This window comes from Chloroflexota bacterium (genome assembly GCA_026710945.1).
Taxonomy (GTDB): Bacteria; Chloroflexota; UBA11872; order VXOZ01; family VXOZ01; genus VXOZ01.
The window spans coordinates 1-17755 of sequence record JAPOQA010000013.1 but is presented as its reverse complement, the minus strand read 5'-3'; the positions used below and the strand labels follow the sequence as shown (position 1 = coordinate 17755).

The following is a 17755-nucleotide window of genomic DNA, read 5'->3' as shown; positions in this document are numbered from 1 at the left end:
GAAGCCCTTCTGAATGCCCCCAACTCTATCGCGTCTACGTCAGAGGTTGTTCCTTCATAGGTAAGGCACCCAGGTGGCGCGCCAAAAAAAGGGGGCGCCGGCATGTAGCAGCTTGTTAGGACTGGTTCGGGAGTTTCGGCTGGCCAGATTCACCCGCATTGAATTGCATTCGCAGGGAAAGCACTGCCGAGCTGGCGAATACAGACGCGCCCAACACCGCGCCGACGACCGGCGCGAGAATGGCAAGCAGTCCCGTAATCAGTGCGGCACTATCCAACGAAAGGCTTGCGAGAAAATACCCCATCCCCGCCATTTTGTCGGCAAGCTGGCGGCGTAAGCGGACGCGGAAAAAGTGACTGGCGTGAGCAACTACAATTGCCACCACCACCCAAAGCAACACGCCAGTATCCGTCGAGCCGATGAGGCTAAGCACGATCATGGCTGCGCTGAGCGGTCGGGCGACCAAGCCGGTCAGTGCTTCCGTACGCCTCCAGCGCGGATGCTTGTCGGCAAACACCTGTACCCCGGCAAGCACGAACAGGACGCCAATAGTGGCAGTGTGGGATAGGAATGCGAAGGGAGCATGCAGCAGAATGTCTACGTTGTCGGACCGAGCCAACACCGCCAGAAGAAACAGAGCTGCATACGGGTTCTGGCCGGCAGCAAACGTAAGACCGAGTGCAGTCCAAGGCATGCTGTTACGACTCCTCGGTAGCGCGAAACATTGATTGTGTGGCTTCCCACGCCTTTTGCACGTTTGAAGCTAATTCGGCGAGTGATCCCGTATTCTTAATGCTCATGACCGGGAATGTCGCGCCGCGCTTCCGTCTCAGGTGAGCGATCTTCTCCTCAGACGTAGACTGAACGTCTAAACGACGTTGCGCTTCGCCGCGAGGCATACCTTTGGCCCGGAGACGCGCTCGCTGCAATTCAGGCGTGGCCTCGACAATCCACACTGCGTCCAACATCGTAACCAAATCGCTTTCTATCAGCTTGATGGCCTCAATGGCGCAAGGCGTTTGTGGCGACTTCCCGTCCAGTTCCTCTTGCACTTCGGCCACGACCGCCGGGTGAACGAGCGACTCAAGCGTACCTCGCGCCGCAGAGTCCTCGAATACTACTCTCGCCAGGGCCGTGCGATCAAGCGTACCATCTTGCGCCAGGACGCTCCCACCAAACTCATCGGCGACGGCCTCCACAAGGGCACTGTGCGGGTCGGCGTAAAGCGCATGCACGACGTGGTCGGCGTCGATTACGTACACACCCTGCTCGGCAAGGATCTTTGTGACTGTGCTTTTGCCGGTACCGATGTTGCCTGTAATGCCGATCACTGGCGATTGCCGTTGCCTGTCCGTGTCCTGCAGGCCACCCGGCATGGAGACGTCCTCCTCAAGCGCACATACTACCCACTAAACCGTACGCCGCGCTACTTCTCGTCCGGCCTCCTCGCTGGCTAGTCTTGACGATCCAGCAGACTGGCCTTCCCTGTCATGCGAGAAGGCATCCACTCCGCACCAGCGCACAACATCCCGAGCGGGGGACAAGCCCCCGCGCTACACTCTAGCAGACATACCGAGGAATCTAGAAACTATCTCATGAGTCGACTCGATAACCCGCATTGTGCTTCGACAAGGGCTTCGCGCAGCAGGCTTCGCGTAGCCCTCAGCACGAACGGGATTTACCTTTTCCGTTTGCCCCCGTATCGAGTACGGGGCAGGCTCTGAGCCTGTCGAAGGGCAAGTGTACGCGGAGCGATGTATTGATGAGATGAGTTCTAGTGACGCCGAAAAAGTGCCAGGCTTTCAATATGGTACGTTTGCGGAAAGAAATCAAAAAGCTCCAATCGTGCGACGCGGTATCCCTCTTCATGCAAGAGCGCTGTGTCACGCGCGAGCGTGGACGGTTCGCACGACAAATAAACTATCCGGCTCGGGGCGCTGCCGGCCACTGCATGGAGCACACGGGGATCCATGCCGGTGCGCGGCGGATCAACAATGGCAACATCAACGTCCGGCAAGTCTTCCGTTACCTTTTCGGCAGGCAAGCCCCTAAAGTCGATGTTCTGCAACCTCCAATGCCGTGCAGTTTGCCGGGCCGCTTCGATGGCTTGCTTGTCCACTTCGATACCAATGACGTGCCGGGCGTCTGCCGCCATGAAAAGACCGAATATCCCGACCCCGCAGTAGAGATCGAGCACGGTCTCACTTTGTTGGACTGCCGCCAAAGTCCGCATGCGGGAGATGGCAAGAGGCAACATCTCTACACTTGCTTGAAAGAAAGCGCCGGGCGGAAATTGAATCGTCTTTCCCATGATCTCAATACCCACCATGGCCGGTCCGGCAAAGGGTTCCACTGCACCGCTTGGAGTCCGATAGGAGACGCTCATAGCCTCCGGAATTGTGGTGAGGGCGTCCAGCACAGCGCCGAGTTCCGGTTCCGCATCCAGGTCAACATTGCGCACGCCTTCCAGGATCAGCGCTAACTTTGCGGCGCCACCTTGAGGAATGACGCGGGTCTCCACCCAGTTCTTTCCCCATAGATCGGGAATCCTGCCGTCACGGATCATCTCGTTGAGCGTTGCCAGCAACTTGGAGATGAGTGGATGGCTGATTGCACAATGTTCGACCTCGACGACGCGCCGGCTGCCGCGCTGCCGAAAGCCCGCTTCCCGCGAAAGGGCGATTTCGCAGCCGTAACGATACTCCCACGGATTCTGAGGCCTGTGCACAGCGTCTATAGCAACCGGCTGCTTACCAATCCGGGCGAAGTGCTCTTCTACCACCTGCTGCTTGAGGCGCACCTGCGCCGCGTAGTCCATGTGTTGCCACTGGCAGCCGCCACAGGACCCATAGTACGTACAGATCGGTTCGACTCTATCCGGCGAAGGGTCAAGCACTTCTACCACGTGCGCCTGCAGATACTTCTTGCGCCTCCGTTCCAGTTGTACTTTCACGCGCTCCCCGGGTATACCATAGAATGCAAAGACTACTTTGCCGTCGATGCGGCCCACCGCCGGGCCACGATGCGCCATACCGGTGAGCGTCACTTCCACCGGTTCGCGTTCCCGAATCTTACGACCGCGACTCATTGATTTCCATTTCTTAATGCACCCTCTCTAACGGCCCCATGCGAGCCGTGGGTTGACGAATAATAGTCGGTCTTGTTGCGAGCGCCGCCATTCACCCGGTTTCACTACGAAGTCGCTACGTGCCAGGCCGATCATCGGAACTTCCCTACAGAACTAAACTAATTAAACCAGGAGAGCAGCGCATTCATCGATATTGAATTTGACAACGGCGTCGTTCAGGCAGACTAGGCCAACCATAGTTGCTTTGCGATCAGCAGCGACCGGTACCGCGTCCTCATTGCCAATCCTTCGACCCTCTCCGGCATCGAACCCCCCAGGTCTCTCACGCCGTGTGGCGCGGCATGGAGAGCGCTATACTGTACCCCAAACCATTAGGCTCGGAGGTTGCGGGATGGCATGGAAGCAGAGCGAATCGGCGGACGTGATGGACACGCCCGCCATCCACGACGGGGACGGTGTGATCACGCGCCGGAGATTCTTCCGGGACACCGCGCGGCTGCCCGTCCGCGTCGAGATATGGGAACTGCCGCCGGGCGCGAGTGAGGGATCCCATAGCCACGACGGCGACGACGCGCTGGAGGAGTTTTACTACTTCATCGAGGGTCAGGGCGTCATGTGGATGAATGGACAAGAACTGACGGTCCGGCCGGGAGACGCCGTCATGGCTCCTCCCGGGGTTGACCACGGTTTCCGCAACACCGGCGACGAAACGCTGAAGCTGCTCCTGATCTGGGGCGCACCGGCAGGAGAGTTGTAATACGCTGTAGCGCACTATCCCGGTAAGCGTGAACTCCACCGGCTCCTGTTCTTGTACCTTGCGTCCACGTCTCAAAGTGCTTCAGCCTCAATCCGCAGCAGCGCTTCAACCGTCCAACCAAGCAACCAGGCCAAGTTTTCAGGCGGGTGGGGCGTCGTTCTGCCTGTTATTTTGCGATATCCGCCCTGGTCGATAAACTCCTCCGTCGCGTTCGCGAGCAGCCACTCCTTGGCAGCCGCAATCTTTGGGGCCAGACGCTCTTCAAGGCCTTCGTCCATCCAGCCAACCGCGCGAATGTGATCGTAGGCCATTATTGCCGCCGCAGTCATGCCCAACCAATGGTCGTCCTGCATGTGCATGCCGACGGCGCCATCCGGAAACTGACAGGAGAACTGCCACTCCACCGAGCGGGTGCAGCGGTCGCGCATCACGGCCTCGCGCGGATGGTCTACCGGCAGACACGTGTGCAATCGCGAGAGGAATTCCACCGCTCCCCACGCCGAGAAACCCCAGCCGGTCTCATCCATCCGTACGCTGGGAAAGTGCTCGGCGGCAATCTCCGTCGGCCACGGCCCAATGCACCAGGTACCCAGTCCATCGACAAAAGCGCCGTCCGGCGATCCCGGCTCGTGGAGACGGAGATAGTAGTCCGCCAAGCGCACCGCCGAAGCCAGCACGTCATCTCGCTTAGTCTGCTCGTAGTAGTGCACCAGCCCCATGCCGACCCACCGCAAGTCGTCGGTGAAGGCGCCGTCGGTGATGGCGGGGTCCTGGCAATTAGATGGCGGGTATCCGATGTTGTACGCGTGGCCCCGGTCAGTCCGGTGTTGCTGCAAGTAGTCAAATAACGAGTCGGCGCGGGCGTCAAAACAGACCTCATGCGGGTTGTGAGTACGAAACTCACCGTAGCACCACAGGCCGACACCCTGCATCCAAGAGCGACTGAAGAGGTTATTCACAGTGCGCGGATCGCCGACGCTCGTGGGATCCCGCTCCATCCTCTGGCTCAGCCGCAGATTGCGCTGCCGGTCGGCCACCGGGGGTACCGGATCGCGCATGAAGCTGAAAGAAAAGACCGCATAGCGGTCTGCCGCTTCTTTGTAACACACTTCGTTGGTGCGCTCATAGAGTCGATAGAGTGCTTGCGCCAAGTACGGCGGCGAGTGGGCATGCGTGGGACCGAAGCTGCCACCGGTCGTGACGAACGGGCACTTTTCCGGGTCAGGCCGCCCGATGGTGCCTTGCCAGGAAACAAAGCGGTCGCCGATCGAGCGCGCGACTGTGAGAGGATCACGCATTATCGCCACAACAATCTCCTATGCATCTTGCCCCAGAGTGTATCCATGGCTCTGCTTCTTGTTCCCTCCAGTAGCGCAGGTTTGCAACCTGCGACTCTTCCCCTTGGCCCTGCCACAACCGCACCTGCCGAATGCCACTCACACATGCAAGCCGCTCCGCGCGGTCCGAACCTCGGTGGAAACTTGAGTCTGCCGCCACTCCCACCGCACGAATCGATTGCTCTCATGTCCTCCCATATTGTAACGTAGGCGCGTCAATCAAAGATGGCTTCTCGAATCTGATACTGCCCTATCCGGAAACATCCGTCATCCGTATCAAAGAGGCATCGCAGCGGACGTATGCCGGATAACTATTGAAAGTCGGTATAATGAAGCTAATCTCAACACAGTCTTCGAGGTAAAGAACCTATGAGAATTATTGACGTTCGCAGCTACGTGCTGAAGAGTCCACTTGGCGATCAAGGCTTCTACGCCTCTCAAGAGTCCTTTTCCGAACGCAGTAGTTGCCTCGTGCGCATCGAGACGGACGCCGGTCTGGTCGGTTGGGGAGAAGCAGGCCTCTGGGGCGCGCCGGAACCGGTAGCTGCCATGATCGACCACGTCCTTACACCCCGTATTATGGGCATGAATCCATTGCACATGGACGTCATCTGGGAGAAACTTTACGCGCACATTCGCGATTGGGGACGACAGGGGACCGCCGTAGAAGCAATCAGTGGCGTGGACATCGCGTGCTGGGACATTGCGGGCCAAGCGCTGGAGCAGCCAATTCATGCCCTGCTTGGCGGCGCGTATCGCGACCGGGTGAAGGCATATGCAACCGGTGGCTACTACAAGGGTGGCCCGGAAAATTGGGCCGATACCGGAGCTTTGGCGGCGGAAGTCGAGCGGCACGCCGCCACGGGCTTTCGCGCACTCAAGATCAAAGTCGGCTTGCTCTCGGTGGCCGAAGACCTTGCCCGCGTTAAGGCTGCGCGGCGCGCGCTCGATGCCTGTGCCCCCAGCGGTGAACGCTTTCCCTACATGGTGGACGCCAACCATGCCTATCCGCCGCACATCGCCATCAAGGTGGGCCGTGGTTTAGAGGAAGAAGATACCCTGTGGTTTGAAGAACCGGTTATTCCCGAAGACCGCAGGGGGTACCGCCAGGTCGCCGAGACCCTCGACCTTGCCATCGCGGGCGGAGAGTGCGAGCACACGCGATTCAGCTTCCGCGACCTCATCCTTGATGGCTGTATAGACATCGCGCAACCCGACATCTGTGGGACGGGCGGTATTTCGGAAGCCGTCAAGATTGCTACCCTCGCCGGCACATTCGACGTTCAGGTATATCCGCACGTCTGGGGGTCCGGTATCGCCCTGGCCGCCGCGCTGCATTTCATCGCGTCTTTGCCGCCCAGCCCGCATTCGGCGAATCCGTTGCCTGCCCTCAATGAACCGATGCTGGAGTTTGATCGCAATCCCAACCCCTTGCGCGATACGCTGCTGCGTGAACCCTTCACCCTGGAGGATGACGGGGCGGTGTTGATTCCACAACGGCCGGGTCTGGGTATCGAGGTAGACGAGGCAGTGGTTACTCAATACGGACCGCAATAAGATACTCGCGCAGGCTTGTTCAAAACTCGAGCATCTTCAATAGTTGCAGCGGATCTGGCAAAAGCGTTGGAACTTGCGGATGTTTCTGCCCTGCTGAGAACTGAATGACACTCAGGCTTTGCGGCAAGAGTGCCTCCTTTGTCCGTGGAGACCAATGAGCAATCCGAGCAGCAGGCGATAGGACTCCCTCTCCCTGGGGAGAGGGCCGGGCTGAGGGGAAACCGTAACCGCTCCGGGCCAATTTCTCCCGCACTCCAGAGTTTCCCAATGCCTTCCTGACCGAGAGCCGTGCTTCCTCAGTCAAAGCGATTGAGGCCGAACATCCCAATATCGTGCCGCGACTCGCCGTCTAGCGCCATCTCAGCGACTATCTCTCCCACCACGCTGCAGAACTTGAAGCCGTGGCCGGAGAAGCCCGCCGCAATCACCACGTTGGCATGTTCCGGATGATGGTCCATGATGAAATGTCCATCCGGCGTATTGGTGAACATGCACGTCTTCAATGCCAGCGTAGCTCCCATGCCCCCGGTAAGGTAATTCTGTGTACAAGCACGCAGTGCTTCCTCATCTTCAAGGTGGCATTCGCGGTCCACGTCGTCCGGCGCGGTCTGCTGCAAAAGGTGGTGGTACTTCCCAATCTTGAATCCTGGAATGCCGTGAATTGGGAAGCCGTAGTAATGCCCTTCCGGCACAAGACAGTTGAAAACCGGGAAGCGTTCCCGGTTGAACAGCTCCGGTTGCGCCGGTTGGAACCACCCCATGACCTGGCGTTCAGGCACGGCGTTCTGGCCCAGCCGCGCAAGCAGGGACTGGCTCCAGGCGCCGGCAGTGAAGATTAGTCGCTTGGCAGTGTAGGTGGCGCGGGTGGTGCGGACGGTCACGCTTCCTTGATCTGCCTTCCAATCGACTACGGCTTCACGCGCTCGCACTTCCCCGCCCAACGCTTGTGCTTGCAGCACGTGGTGCACGATGCAGCGCTCCGGCAGCAGAAACCCGCCATCCGGCTGCCACACGGCCATCATCTCCGGCGGGAGGTTGAATCCCGGAAATCGTTGCGTTAACTCCGCACTTGTCAGCACCTCGTGTGCCAGTTCGTGTTCCTCGCAGGAATTCATCGAACCCTCGACAACGAACGAGTCAGGCGCACCGGCATCGATAGAGCCCGTGATATACAACAACTGCTCGTCGCCGGCCTGCTCGAGTTCGCGCCAGAGCGCGTATGCCCGCGCCAGCAGCGGCACGTATGAAGGGTGCTCGAAATACGTGAGCCGAATGACGCGTGTTACGCCGTGCGACGACCCCATATCGTGGGGAATGTCGAATTGCTCCAGTCCGAGGACTCGCTCGCCGCGCCGCGCTAAGTGGTAGACGGCAGCACTCCCCATGCCCCCTACGCCTACGACAATTGTGTCAAAGTGCTCTGCCTTCATTCTCTCTCATCCTTGCCCGATTTCGTCGATACAAGAGCAAATCACCGTTCGTAGCGCCTCTCTCTCAGTGTACTCATGGAGCCGTTCACGAGGCTACGTCTCGCACACTCCCTCAACACGACCAACTCACCGGCATCGTGCATAGGTGCAATTCCGGCGCTGGCAGCAGCAGTCTTTCCTCTAGAGTATTGGCTCAGGTCGAATTGGGTCCAGCGGTATCTCCATCAAGTCCTCACCGAGAATTATCGTGCCGCCGAAGACCTCTGCCGCCTCGGCAATCATGCGTTCCCTGATACCGGGCCGCGTAATCTGTTCGGTCAGGTGGATCAGCACCAGTTTCTCAACACCTGCTTGAGCTGCCGTGCGCGCGGCGTCAAGATGTCCCGAGCACGACGAAGTTATGCGCGGGTCCGTTTCAACGCCATTCAGAAAGTGGCACATGTGCAAGAGCACGTTTGCGCCGCGTGCCAGTGCCACGAGTTGCGCGTTGGGGGCCGTGTCACCCGAAACCACGATGCATCCCTCAGGGCTATTGAATCGATACGCCACCGACTTGAGGTACGGCTGGCAATGGACCATGTCTGCAACCTGCACCTGCCAGTCGTTTCCATCGATTTGCGCCCCGGCATCCACCTCCCCCACCTGCGGCGCGGGGCGCTGGCGTGGGAGTTCGCCGCCCCGGTGTTCGTAGATCAAGTGACTGCCCGGATGGAGCGTGCGGCCGGCGAGATCCGCCTGAAAAGCGCCCTCTTCGCCAAAGAGCAGGTGTGTCATGTGCCCGATACCCTCGGGACCATAGACCTTCAGATCGGGTATTTGCCCAGCGCCTTGATCCCAGCGCGTGAGAACCAGGTAGCCGTAATCCATGCAGTGGTCATAGTGCAGATGGGTTAAGAAGACATGGGTAATTTTCGCAGGCGCTGCTCCCATCGCTAAGAGACGCTGTACGGCCGCGGGCCCACAGTCGAATAGCAGCGAATCGCCTCTTCGTTCCACCAGGAAGCTGCAACCTGCACGTTCCAGGGAGGGGGTTGGCGTTCCGGTGCCAAGCAGGGTAAGTCGAAGTGACATGTCGGCTCTGCCTCTCTGCGCCGGAAACGGTGTCCGGTTTGACACTCCGCTCATTGGCGCTGGCTACGTGCGTCCTGCTGAATGATACCCCGATTCGGCACGGTGCTGCCCTAAGGCATGCGTCATCCCAAGAATCCTCAATACAACTGCCTGCGCAAGCGCGGCACAAAATTACACGAATTAAACGTTCAGCTACAAATGACGGTTATGGAAATGCAGCAAGAAGCTTCACAACTACGCGAACATAGTCTGAAAATACATGCACTGACTTGACTTCAAGAACAGCAGGAGGCTATACTTAAGCGAACACCGTAGCAAAGTGCGCGGTGTATTTGGTGTAAATCACGCAGAAGGAGAATTCTACGCCAATGGCAAAGCAGGTAGTACTGAATGAAGAAGCCCGGCGCGCGCTAATGGGCGGCATCGAGAAGGTGGCCGACGCGGTCGAGTCTACTCTCGGTCCCAAGGGGCGCAACGTAGCACTGGGCAAGAAGTACGGCGCACCGGTCGTTACCCACGACGGTGTCACTGTCGCCAAGGAAATCGAACTTGAGGATGGGCTCGAGAACGTCGGCGCCCAACTCATCAAGGAAGCAGCCAGCAAGACCAACGACATTGCCGGTGACGGCACCACGACCGCGACCGTGCTGGCGCACACCCTCATTACCGAGGGACACCGCAACGTGGTTGCCGGTGTCAACCCCATGATCATGAAGCGCGGCCTGGAGCACGCCACCCGCGTCGTGGTCGACGAGCTTCGGAACATTGCCACACCCGTTACGGGCAGAGCCCAGGTTGCCGAAGTTGCCTCGATCTCCGCAGCCGATAGCGAAATTGGCGAGCTCATTGGCGACGTGATGGACAAGGTCGGCAAAGACGGCGTCATCACGGTGGAAGAAGGTCGCGGAATCGGCTTTTCCGTCGAATTCGTGGAAGGCATGGAGTTCGACCGGGGCTACATCTCCCCGTACTTTGTAACCAACTCCGACCGCATGGAAGCCTCTATCGAGGACCCGTACATCTTCATTACCGACAAGAAGCTCAGCGCTGGCAACGACGTGCTGCCGCTACTTGAGAAATTCGTGCAAGCCGGCCAGAAGAACCTGGTAGTCATTGCCGAAGATGTCGAGGGCGAAGCCCTGGCAATGTTCGTCGTGAACAAGATGCGCGGTGTGTTGAACTGCGTCGCCCTGAAGGCTCCCGGCTACGGCGATCGCCGCAAAGAGATGCTGCAGGATATGGCAGTCCTCACCGGCGGCCAGGTGATCTCCGAAGAGCTGGGTCGACGCCTCGACCAAGTTGCGCTTGAGGACCTCGGTCGCGCCCGTCGCGTCGTTTCCGATAAGGACAACACGACGTTTGTCGAGGGCCACGGTGACTCTGAGGAAGTCAAGGGTCGCATCAACCAGATCAAGGCTCAGGTTGAAGAGACTACGAGCGACTACGACCGCGAGAAGCTGGAAGAGCGCGTAGCCAAGATGTCCGGCGGCGTGGCCGTCATCAACGTGGGCGCGGCCACCGAAGTCGAGTTGAAAGAGAAGAAGCACCGCGTCGAGGATGCACTCTCGGCGACGCGCGCTGCAGTTGAGGAAGGCATCGTCCCTGGTGGCGGAATTGCACTGCTCAACGCTCTGCCCGCGCTGGACGGCCTAAAGCTCGACGGCGATGAAGCCGTGGCGGTGACGATCATGCGCCGCGCACTGGAAGCGCCGATCCGGCGCATCGCGCAGAACGCCGGCCAGGACGGCTCCGTCATTGCCCAAGAGGTTCGCCGCTTGGCCAAGAGCCGCCGCAATAAGAACGTTGGCTTCAACGTGCTCACCGCTGAGTATGTTGACATGATCGAGTCGGGCATCATCGACCCGTTGAAGGTCACCCGCTCGGCAGTCGAGAACGCGGCTTCGGTCGCAGCCATGGTACTGACCACGGATGCGCTGGTGGTTGACATTCCTGAACCGCCGGCACCCGCACCCGCCGAAGGCGAAGGGATGCCTTACTAGGGCAACCTGTTCTCAATTCTGAGAATTGCAAAGGGGCTCCCCAATCGGGGAGCCCCTTCGTTTTGCCGCTGGGGAGGCGTTATGGCGTCTCTTGCCTCACAGCAAGCTCCGATTCACTCTCAGGCCGTTGCCCCAACACGAACCAATATCCGGTCGGCATCCTCCATTGTAAAATTACTGCACACCGGAAGGATGCACTCTCCTGGCCCAACTACTCTGTACTGATACTTGGGACAAACGGTAGCACAGGTCCGTAACCTGTGGTCTTCTCGTCGCATTGGCACGATCGCCCAATTAACTAAAAGATGGCGCAGAGCCTGCCCCGTGCGTGACACGGGGTTGCAGACGTGCCCTCAGCCTGTCTAAGGGCCTCCGCTATCGGCGCTCTCACCCATCGATTCAAGTCTGTCGAACCACTAGCTTCGCAGCCTGGCGTGACTGGGGTCGAACAATGGTTCTTCCGTTACCGTAGCCTCGTACCGCCTGCCAAAGTAATCTATGGTTAGGCTGGTTCCCTCAGTGGCACATTCAATTGGCAAATAGCCATAAGCAATGCTCTTGCCAACGGTGTACCCAGTATTTGCGCTGGTCACGTAACCAAGCACACGCTCGCCATCGAGGATGGGCTCCTTACCCATGACCACGTGGCTGGGATCGTCCAGAGTGAGACAGCAGAGTCGCCGCTCGATGCCCGCTTCCCGGCTGCGCATGAGGGCCTCACGGCCGATAAAGTCACCTTTATTGAGCTTCACTGCCCAGCCCAACCCGGCCTCGTATGGATTGTAATCCGTGTGGATGTCCGCACCCCACAAGCGATATCCCTTCTCCAAGCGCAGCGAGTCGAACGCCCCACCGCCGGCCGCAATCATGCCAAAGTGCTGTCCCGCTTCCCAAAGGGCATCCCACGTGCCCAGGCCGTACTCGGTAGGGACATAGATCTCCCAACCCAGTTCGCCGACATAGGAAACACGCAAGGCGCGGGCAGGTGCGGTACCGATAGAAAGCGCTTTGCTCGCGAAGTACGGAAATGCGCGGTTCGATACATTGTCTGCGCACACCTGCTGCAATACGTCGCGTGCTCGCGGCCCCCACAAGCCAATACCGCAGTACTCCGACGTGACGTCGTCTATGGTCACCGAATCGTCCGATGGCGCATGGCTGCGCAGCCATGCCAGGTCCCGTATCCCACTGGCGCCGCCGGTGAGCACGAGAAAGCGGTCTCTTGCGAGACGTGTGAGCGTGAGATCGCACTGGATGCCGCCATTCCGGTTGAGCATCGCCGTGTAGACGACCTTGCCCACCGGGCGGTCGATCTGGTTCGCGCTGATGGACTGCAGATAGTCCAGTGCGCCTGGACCGCTTACCTCTATCTTCGTGAACGCCGTAAGATCATACATGGCTACGCGCTCGCGGGTCGCACGGTGTTCGCCAGCCTGAATGGGGCTCCAGTGTTGGGCTTCCCAGCCAGTTCTTACCGGCATAGCATCATCCGCAATGAGGTCTTTATTGGCCTCAAACCATTGCGGGCGTTCCCAGCCGGCGCTCTCGAAGAAGACGGCTCCAAGCGCTTCCAAACGCGGGTGGAACGGACTGCACCGCACGTTGCGGGGGGTCTCCAGCTGCTGCTGGGGGTGGATGATATCGTAGACCTCGCGGTACTGCTGCGCCCCGCGGGCCCTTACATATGCCGGCGTGTGCGCGTGAGCCGGGAACCGGCTGTAATCCGCCTCCCGCAGATCAAGGCTCGGCATGCCTTCCGCCATCCATTCCGCAACCACGCTGCCCACACCGCCGCCATGCGTAATCCAGACCGCTTCAGCGATCCATAGTCCATCTACCTGCGGCGCTTCACCCAGGATGGGCAGGCCGTCCGGCGTGAAGGAAAACATGCCGTTGAAGGCGTCCGTTAACTCAAGATTGCGCAGCGCGGGGAAGAGCTCGTCAGCCGCCTGTCGCGCGACCGTAAAGTGCTCCGGCGTAAAGTCCATCATGGCTGGGGCGCGCTCTGCTTCCGCGGGGCTGAGAATGTCGTCCGCCTCCACCGGCAAGGGTTCGTGCTTGTAATTCCCGATGCCGTAGCAGTCGCCTTCCTGGCGAAAGTACATGGCGTAGTCCTGATGCCGCACGATGGGATGGTCGACCTCGCGAGTCTCTCCCTGCAAAGCGGGCAACGGAGCTGTGCGCGTGTATTGGTGCTGCACTGGCAGCAATGGGATTGAGACACCCGCCATACGCCCGACACGCGGCCCCCAGATACCGGCGCAAATGAGCACCTGGTCGGCAGCAATGCGGCCTGCCGTGGTCTCCACCGCTTGCACGCGCCCGCCCTTAACCACGATGTTGGTGACCATGGTATTTCCATAGAATGCGGCACCGTGCGCTTTTGAATAGCGCGACATCGCTTCTGCCGCGCGCACGGGCTTAGCGATACCGTCGCTGGGGACGAAGTACGCGCCGTGGATTACGCTGGGGTTCAGCAACGGCACGAGGTCGAGCGTCTCTTGAGGAGAAATTAGGCTGGCATCTAGTCCGTATGACTTGGCAAAGCCCAGCTTGCGGTGTAGGTCCTGCCAGCGCGCCTCAGTAAACGCCACCTCCAAGCTGCCCACACCGTACCAGCAGGGCTCGCCGTCCAATTCAAGCCGGCCGTAGAGTTCAACCGTTTCCTTGGCAAGCGTGGTCATGAGCTTGGAAGCGTTGGTTTGGAACACGAGGCCGGGGGCATGGGAGGACGAACCGCCGGTGTCGAACAGCGGCCCCTGATCCACCACTACGATATCTTGCCAGCCGCGCTTCGTGAGGTGATAGGCGACGCTGCACCCCACAATGCCGGCGCCAATGATGACAAGACGCGCATGCGACTGCACGGTGGGCTCTCCTCTGTTAGCTCTGCGTTACCGGATCGAACGGGGTTTCAGACAGATGTAACTCTTACTCATTGCATGAACGCCAAGGGCGTCTGCAGGCGGCTGCACGAGCCGCGCAGCCTCACGACGCTCCCGGCCAGCACTGGTGTATAGCCCACGCAAGAGGCGTTCCCCCTCACCCTAGCCCTCTCCCCGAGGAGAGGGAACCGGAGGGGGCAAGAACCTAGGGGCCTCAATGCGGCCCGCGCGCACCCACCGCTGCAAGAGCGCTCTTCAATGGCCCGCTGTAGCGCAGGGGCTTGTCCCCCGCCAGAGCAAAGGGAAACAGGCACGAAAAGGATTGACTTTACAGGAACGCAGGTTGCAAACCTGCGCTACCGGGGATATGAGGCGCGGTACTCTGCGCCATTTTGTCTAATGCGATAACATTGGGGCTTGTCCCCCGCCTCTTGGTGCCTAGTGGTTTGATATTTTTGCATTGATGGGCAGGAACACCGGTAGCACAGGTTTGTAACCTGTGCCCAGCCCCGCGGTCTGGTGTGCTCGCTCCACGCTACGGCAAGATGGCGCAGAGCCTGCCCCGTGCGTGACACGGGGTTGCAAACTTGTCCTGAGCACTTCGGCAGGCCTGTGCTGAGCCTGTCGAAGCGCTCAGTACAGGCTCTGTCGAAGTGCCTGCGCTACCGGGGATATGAGGCGCGGTGCTCTGCGCCACTATGTTTAATGCGACAACATTGGGGCTTGCCCCCCGCCTCCTGGCGCCTAGAGTGTCATTTGCTCTCAGGGCCGGCTGCTCAGCTCTCCTGACGCCGTTCCCAGTTAAACTCCGTCTCGCTCATGGGCTTGTCGGGGTCCGGCTGCCAAATCGCTTCCTCTTCAAATTTGCCGAGCACCTTGGCCATTTCGCGGACGTGCATGGCAACCGTTCCACAACAGGCGCCGATGAAGTTTACGCCCATGGCCTTGGCCTTCACCGCGTAGTCCGCCATCTCGTAGCGCGTCATTTGCGTCGGCTCCAGCTTGTCAGGAAACGCCGAAGTACCCGTAAACCACGGCACCTCGTCGCTGGTGCGGTGCGCCACCGGCTGGGCGGCAATGTAGGCATCGGTCGCAACACGCATCTCCTCAAGAATGGGATACGTGTGCACCGGATCGCGCATGCAGTTCGCGCCGACGATTTCCGCGCCCGCATCCGCCAGCATGCGCGCGCAGTCGGCAGCGGAATAACCGTCGTCCGTTTCCGTTGTTGCGCGGAATGACATGGTAATCATGGCGGGCAAGTTTGACTTGGCCTTGATGCGCTCTAGGCAGAGCAACGCCTCGCCCAAGTGCCAGAAGGTCTCACCAATGAAGAAGTCTACGCCTTCTTGCGCCTCAATCTGCTCGTCGAATATTCCGGCAATCGCGGCATTGCCGGTGGGATTATCCGCTTCCCACTTCCACGTCGCGCTCAGGTCGCCGGCCACAAGCGCTTTGTCACCGGCCACGTCTTTCGCAATCTGTGTAGTTTTCTGATTGATCTCGAACGTCCGGTCGGCCTGGCCCACGGTCTCGAGCTTGCTGCGACTGCCGTAGAATGCCATTACCTGCAAGACTTCCGAACCAGCCCGCAAGAATTCGACGTGCATCTCACGAATTGCGCTCGGGTATTCCAGCGCCAGTTCGGGAGTGAATGCTCCAGCGATGACATAGCCACGCTTCTCAAGTTCAACAATGTAGCCGCCATCACCGAGTACGACGTCTTTCTCCAACATCTGCAAGATGCCCATTTTCGTTGGCTCTCCCTTCTAGGTCAATCTTCCCCACGCCAAGCAACGAGTTTCGCCGCCGTGCCGCGCCCACGAGGACGCAAGGCGGGGCGCAATCATAGCTCTCTTTGCATGCAACTCCTTCCAACCGCACCCTAGAGGAAATGTCACCAACGGCGCTGGGCGCGGCAACTACGCCACGCGCGCCGGATCCAGTAACGCGCACGGTACCGCCGACATGACCTTGCGCAGTCCGGCGGCAACGTCACGCGCGTCCTGTTCCGTCCAGTCCATGCTGAGATGGTATTCACAAACACGCGGCATAAGTTCCTCCGCCCGCGGGCAGAGGCCGGGGCCGTAGTCCACACTGCCGGCATAGAGACGCGGGTCCCACGGCGACGCGCCCTGGTGCCACATGCGTTTTTCCACAATCGGCTCATGCATGTAGACTGGCACGCCGCCGTAGGGAAACTTGATCGGCACACCTTCCGCCGCGAGCGCCTGTCTGGCCCACGCGCAGAGTTCTACCGTATCGAAGACAAACCCTGGACTGACACCGGTATCACCCCTGGTATCCGCCAAAGGCCTCACGCGTACGCCTGGCAAGCCGCTCACACCCTCTTTGATGATGCCGCCGAGGTGGCGTACGTGCGCGCGCAGCCGCTCCAGCTTTTGCACCTGCTCTATGAGCACCGCCGCGGTAAGCTCGCTCATGCGGTAGTTCTCGCCGAAGAACGGCGCCAGGTCCGCGCCTTCACTCTTGCGGGGCGTGCCCTGGTCCTGGCAGGCGATGGTGCGTTGGTGAAGGACGGGGTCATTGGTGACGACCATGCCGCCCTCACCGGCAGAGATCACTTTGTTCATCTGGAAGCTGAAGATGTTTATGTCACCCAGCCCGCCGACGAACCGGCCGTGATACTGCGCGCCAAACGACTGGGCGCAGTCCTCCAGAATAGCCACCCCATGTCGTTTACCCACTTCGAGTAACGGCTGCAGATCGGCGGCCGCACCGCGCCAGTGCACCACCATCACGGCCCGTGTGCGCGGTGTGATGACATGCTCGACACTTTCGGCGGAAATGCTCACAGTTTCGTCCAGGTCGGCGAATATCGGCACTGCCTGGCACGCGACCACGGCGTTTACACAACCGTAGAAGGTGGCGGCAGGCACGATCACCTCGTCGCCGGGCCCCACGCCGAGCGCGCGGAGCGCCACAATCAGCGCCGCCGTGCCTGAAGTCACGCCCACGGCGTGCTCAATGCCGATGAGCGATGCAACCGTCTGCTCCAGCTCATTCACTTTGTACGCCGGGTCGGGACCGTAATAGCGAAACGGCGAGCGCCGCTCCAAGACCTCATTCACGGCCCGCTTCTCTTCCTCACCGATAATAGTTGCGCCCGGGTACGCTCCCGGTAGCGGTGTCGTGCGCACCGGCGCGCCGCCGTCAAGCGCTAGCTGTCCAGTCATAGGCCACTCTCTTTTCTTGAGACACTCTTATAGCTCAGGCAAGGAGGAAAACATCCCTCGAGGACACCTTTGCATAACCGTCTGAAAGCTCCCTCTCCCTCGAGGAGACCTTTGCGCAACTCAAGCGGTAGCGAAATAGTTCCCTCTCCCTCGACGGGAGAGGGCTAGGGTGAGGGTGGATCTCCTGAATTCTCTCCATACGCACACCGATTCTGCCCTGATACGTCGTGACACTGTCCAGCGTAAAGGGCCATCATAGCAAAAAGACCCCCTCACCCCAACCCTCTCCCCCAGAGGCTGTCTCAAAAGTAGATCTACCGGATGTATACTGGCGTGAAGAGGAGCAAGGTGAGGTGGTGGGATAGTTTGTAGAGAGGTAGTGACGATGCCGTTGAGACCGTTTAGTCGTGAACAGGCCTGGCTGTTGCCGCCG

12 protein-coding genes are annotated in these 17755 nt (G+C 59.7%); 3 read left to right on the top strand and 9 right to left on the bottom strand.

What is annotated here, in order from left to right; translation table 11 throughout:
• Positions 1-115: 115 nt before the first annotated feature.
• From OXE05_01575 to OXE05_01565, 3 genes are all read right to left on the bottom strand, one after another.
• Complete coding sequence (locus tag OXE05_01575; GenBank protein MCY4436006.1) at positions 116-694, bottom strand: DUF4126 domain-containing protein; 579 nt, start codon at positions 692-694, stop codon at positions 116-118.
• Positions 695-698: 4 nt separating this feature from the next.
• On the bottom strand, positions 699-1376 hold the full coding sequence (gene coaE, locus OXE05_01570; protein ID MCY4436005.1) for a dephospho-CoA kinase: 678 nt from the start codon (positions 1374-1376) through the stop codon (positions 699-701).
• Positions 1377-1774: 398 nt separating this feature from the next.
• Positions 1775-3088, bottom strand: coding sequence for a class I SAM-dependent RNA methyltransferase (locus tag OXE05_01565; protein ID MCY4436004.1), 1314 nt, complete (start codon positions 3086-3088; stop codon positions 1775-1777).
• A gap of 391 nt (positions 3089-3479) precedes the next feature.
• On the opposite strand from OXE05_01565, the gene OXE05_01560 reads away from it, so the two are divergent.
• Positions 3480-3845, top strand: coding sequence for a cupin domain-containing protein (locus tag OXE05_01560; protein ID MCY4436003.1), 366 nt, complete (start codon positions 3480-3482; stop codon positions 3843-3845).
• Between the two features lie 71 nt (positions 3846-3916).
• Here OXE05_01560 and OXE05_01555 read toward each other — a convergent pair whose 3' ends face one another.
• Positions 3917-5152 (bottom strand): hypothetical protein, encoded by a 1236-nt coding sequence (locus OXE05_01555; GenBank protein MCY4436002.1) that lies wholly within the window; start codon positions 5150-5152, stop codon positions 3917-3919.
• Between the two features lie 399 nt (positions 5153-5551).
• Here OXE05_01555 and OXE05_01550 point away from each other — a divergent pair, with 399 nt between their 5' ends.
• Positions 5552-6739 carry a mandelate racemase/muconate lactonizing enzyme family protein gene (locus OXE05_01550; protein MCY4436001.1) on the top strand — a complete coding sequence of 396 codons (1188 nt, stop codon included), beginning with the start codon at positions 5552-5554 and terminating at the stop codon, positions 6737-6739.
• Positions 6740-7035: 296 nt separating this feature from the next.
• Here the strand turns inward: OXE05_01550 and solA are convergent, their stop codons facing one another.
• Together solA and OXE05_01540 are read right to left on the bottom strand one after the other, a co-directional pair.
• Positions 7036-8169: an N-methyl-L-tryptophan oxidase gene (solA, locus tag OXE05_01545; GenBank protein MCY4436000.1), complete on the bottom strand. Its 1134-nt coding sequence runs from the start codon at positions 8167-8169 to the stop codon at positions 7036-7038.
• A 180-nt stretch (positions 8170-8349) separates the two neighbouring features.
• On the bottom strand, positions 8350-9240 hold the full coding sequence (locus tag OXE05_01540) for an MBL fold metallo-hydrolase (GenBank protein ID MCY4435999.1): 891 nt from the start codon (positions 9238-9240) through the stop codon (positions 8350-8352).
• A gap of 368 nt (positions 9241-9608) precedes the next feature.
• Here OXE05_01540 and groL point away from each other — a divergent pair, with 368 nt between their 5' ends.
• Entirely contained in the window at positions 9609-11240 is a 1632-nt protein-coding gene (gene groL, locus OXE05_01535) for a chaperonin GroEL (GenBank protein ID MCY4435998.1), read from the top strand.
• A 416-nt stretch (positions 11241-11656) separates the two neighbouring features.
• On the opposite strand, the gene OXE05_01530 is transcribed toward groL, so the two are convergent.
• From OXE05_01530 to OXE05_01520, 3 genes are all read right to left on the bottom strand, one after another.
• Positions 11657-14107, bottom strand: a complete 2451-nt coding sequence (locus OXE05_01530; protein MCY4435997.1) for an FAD-dependent oxidoreductase — start codon at positions 14105-14107, stop codon at positions 11657-11659.
• Positions 14108-14901: 794 nt separating this feature from the next.
• The gene (locus OXE05_01525) at positions 14902-15876 is read right to left on the bottom strand and encodes a homocysteine S-methyltransferase family protein (GenBank protein MCY4435996.1); all 975 of its coding nucleotides are present in this window, start codon (positions 15874-15876) and stop codon (positions 14902-14904) included.
• Between the two features lie 171 nt (positions 15877-16047).
• Positions 16048-17322 (bottom strand): DegT/DnrJ/EryC1/StrS family aminotransferase, encoded by a 1275-nt coding sequence (locus OXE05_01520; protein ID MCY4435995.1) that lies wholly within the window; start codon positions 17320-17322, stop codon positions 16048-16050.
• Positions 17323-17755: the final 433 nt, after the last annotated feature.

Coding starts and splice junctions, on each gene's coding strand:
- coaE (MCY4436005.1), bottom strand. CDS start 1,376: ATGCCGGGTGGCCTGCAGGACACGGACAGGCAACGGCAATCGCCAGTG.
- OXE05_01525 (MCY4435996.1), bottom strand. CDS start 15,876: ATGGGCATCTTGCAGATGTTGGAGAAAGACGTCGTACTCGGTGATGGC.
- OXE05_01550 (MCY4436001.1), top strand. CDS start 5,552: ATGAGAATTATTGACGTTCGCAGCTACGTGCTGAAGAGTCCACTTGGC.
- groL (MCY4435998.1), top strand. CDS start 9,609: ATGGCAAAGCAGGTAGTACTGAATGAAGAAGCCCGGCGCGCGCTAATG.
- OXE05_01575 (MCY4436006.1), bottom strand. CDS start 694: ATGCCTTGGACTGCACTCGGTCTTACGTTTGCTGCCGGCCAGAACCCG.
- OXE05_01565 (MCY4436004.1), bottom strand. CDS start 3,088: ATGAGTCGCGGTCGTAAGATTCGGGAACGCGAACCGGTGGAAGTGACG.
- OXE05_01520 (MCY4435995.1), bottom strand. CDS start 17,322: ATGACTGGACAGCTAGCGCTTGACGGCGGCGCGCCGGTGCGCACGACA.
- solA (MCY4436000.1), bottom strand. CDS start 8,169: ATGAAGGCAGAGCACTTTGACACAATTGTCGTAGGCGTAGGGGGCATG.
- OXE05_01540 (MCY4435999.1), bottom strand. CDS start 9,240: ATGTCACTTCGACTTACCCTGCTTGGCACCGGAACGCCAACCCCCTCC.
- OXE05_01560 (MCY4436003.1), top strand. CDS start 3,480: ATGGCATGGAAGCAGAGCGAATCGGCGGACGTGATGGACACGCCCGCC.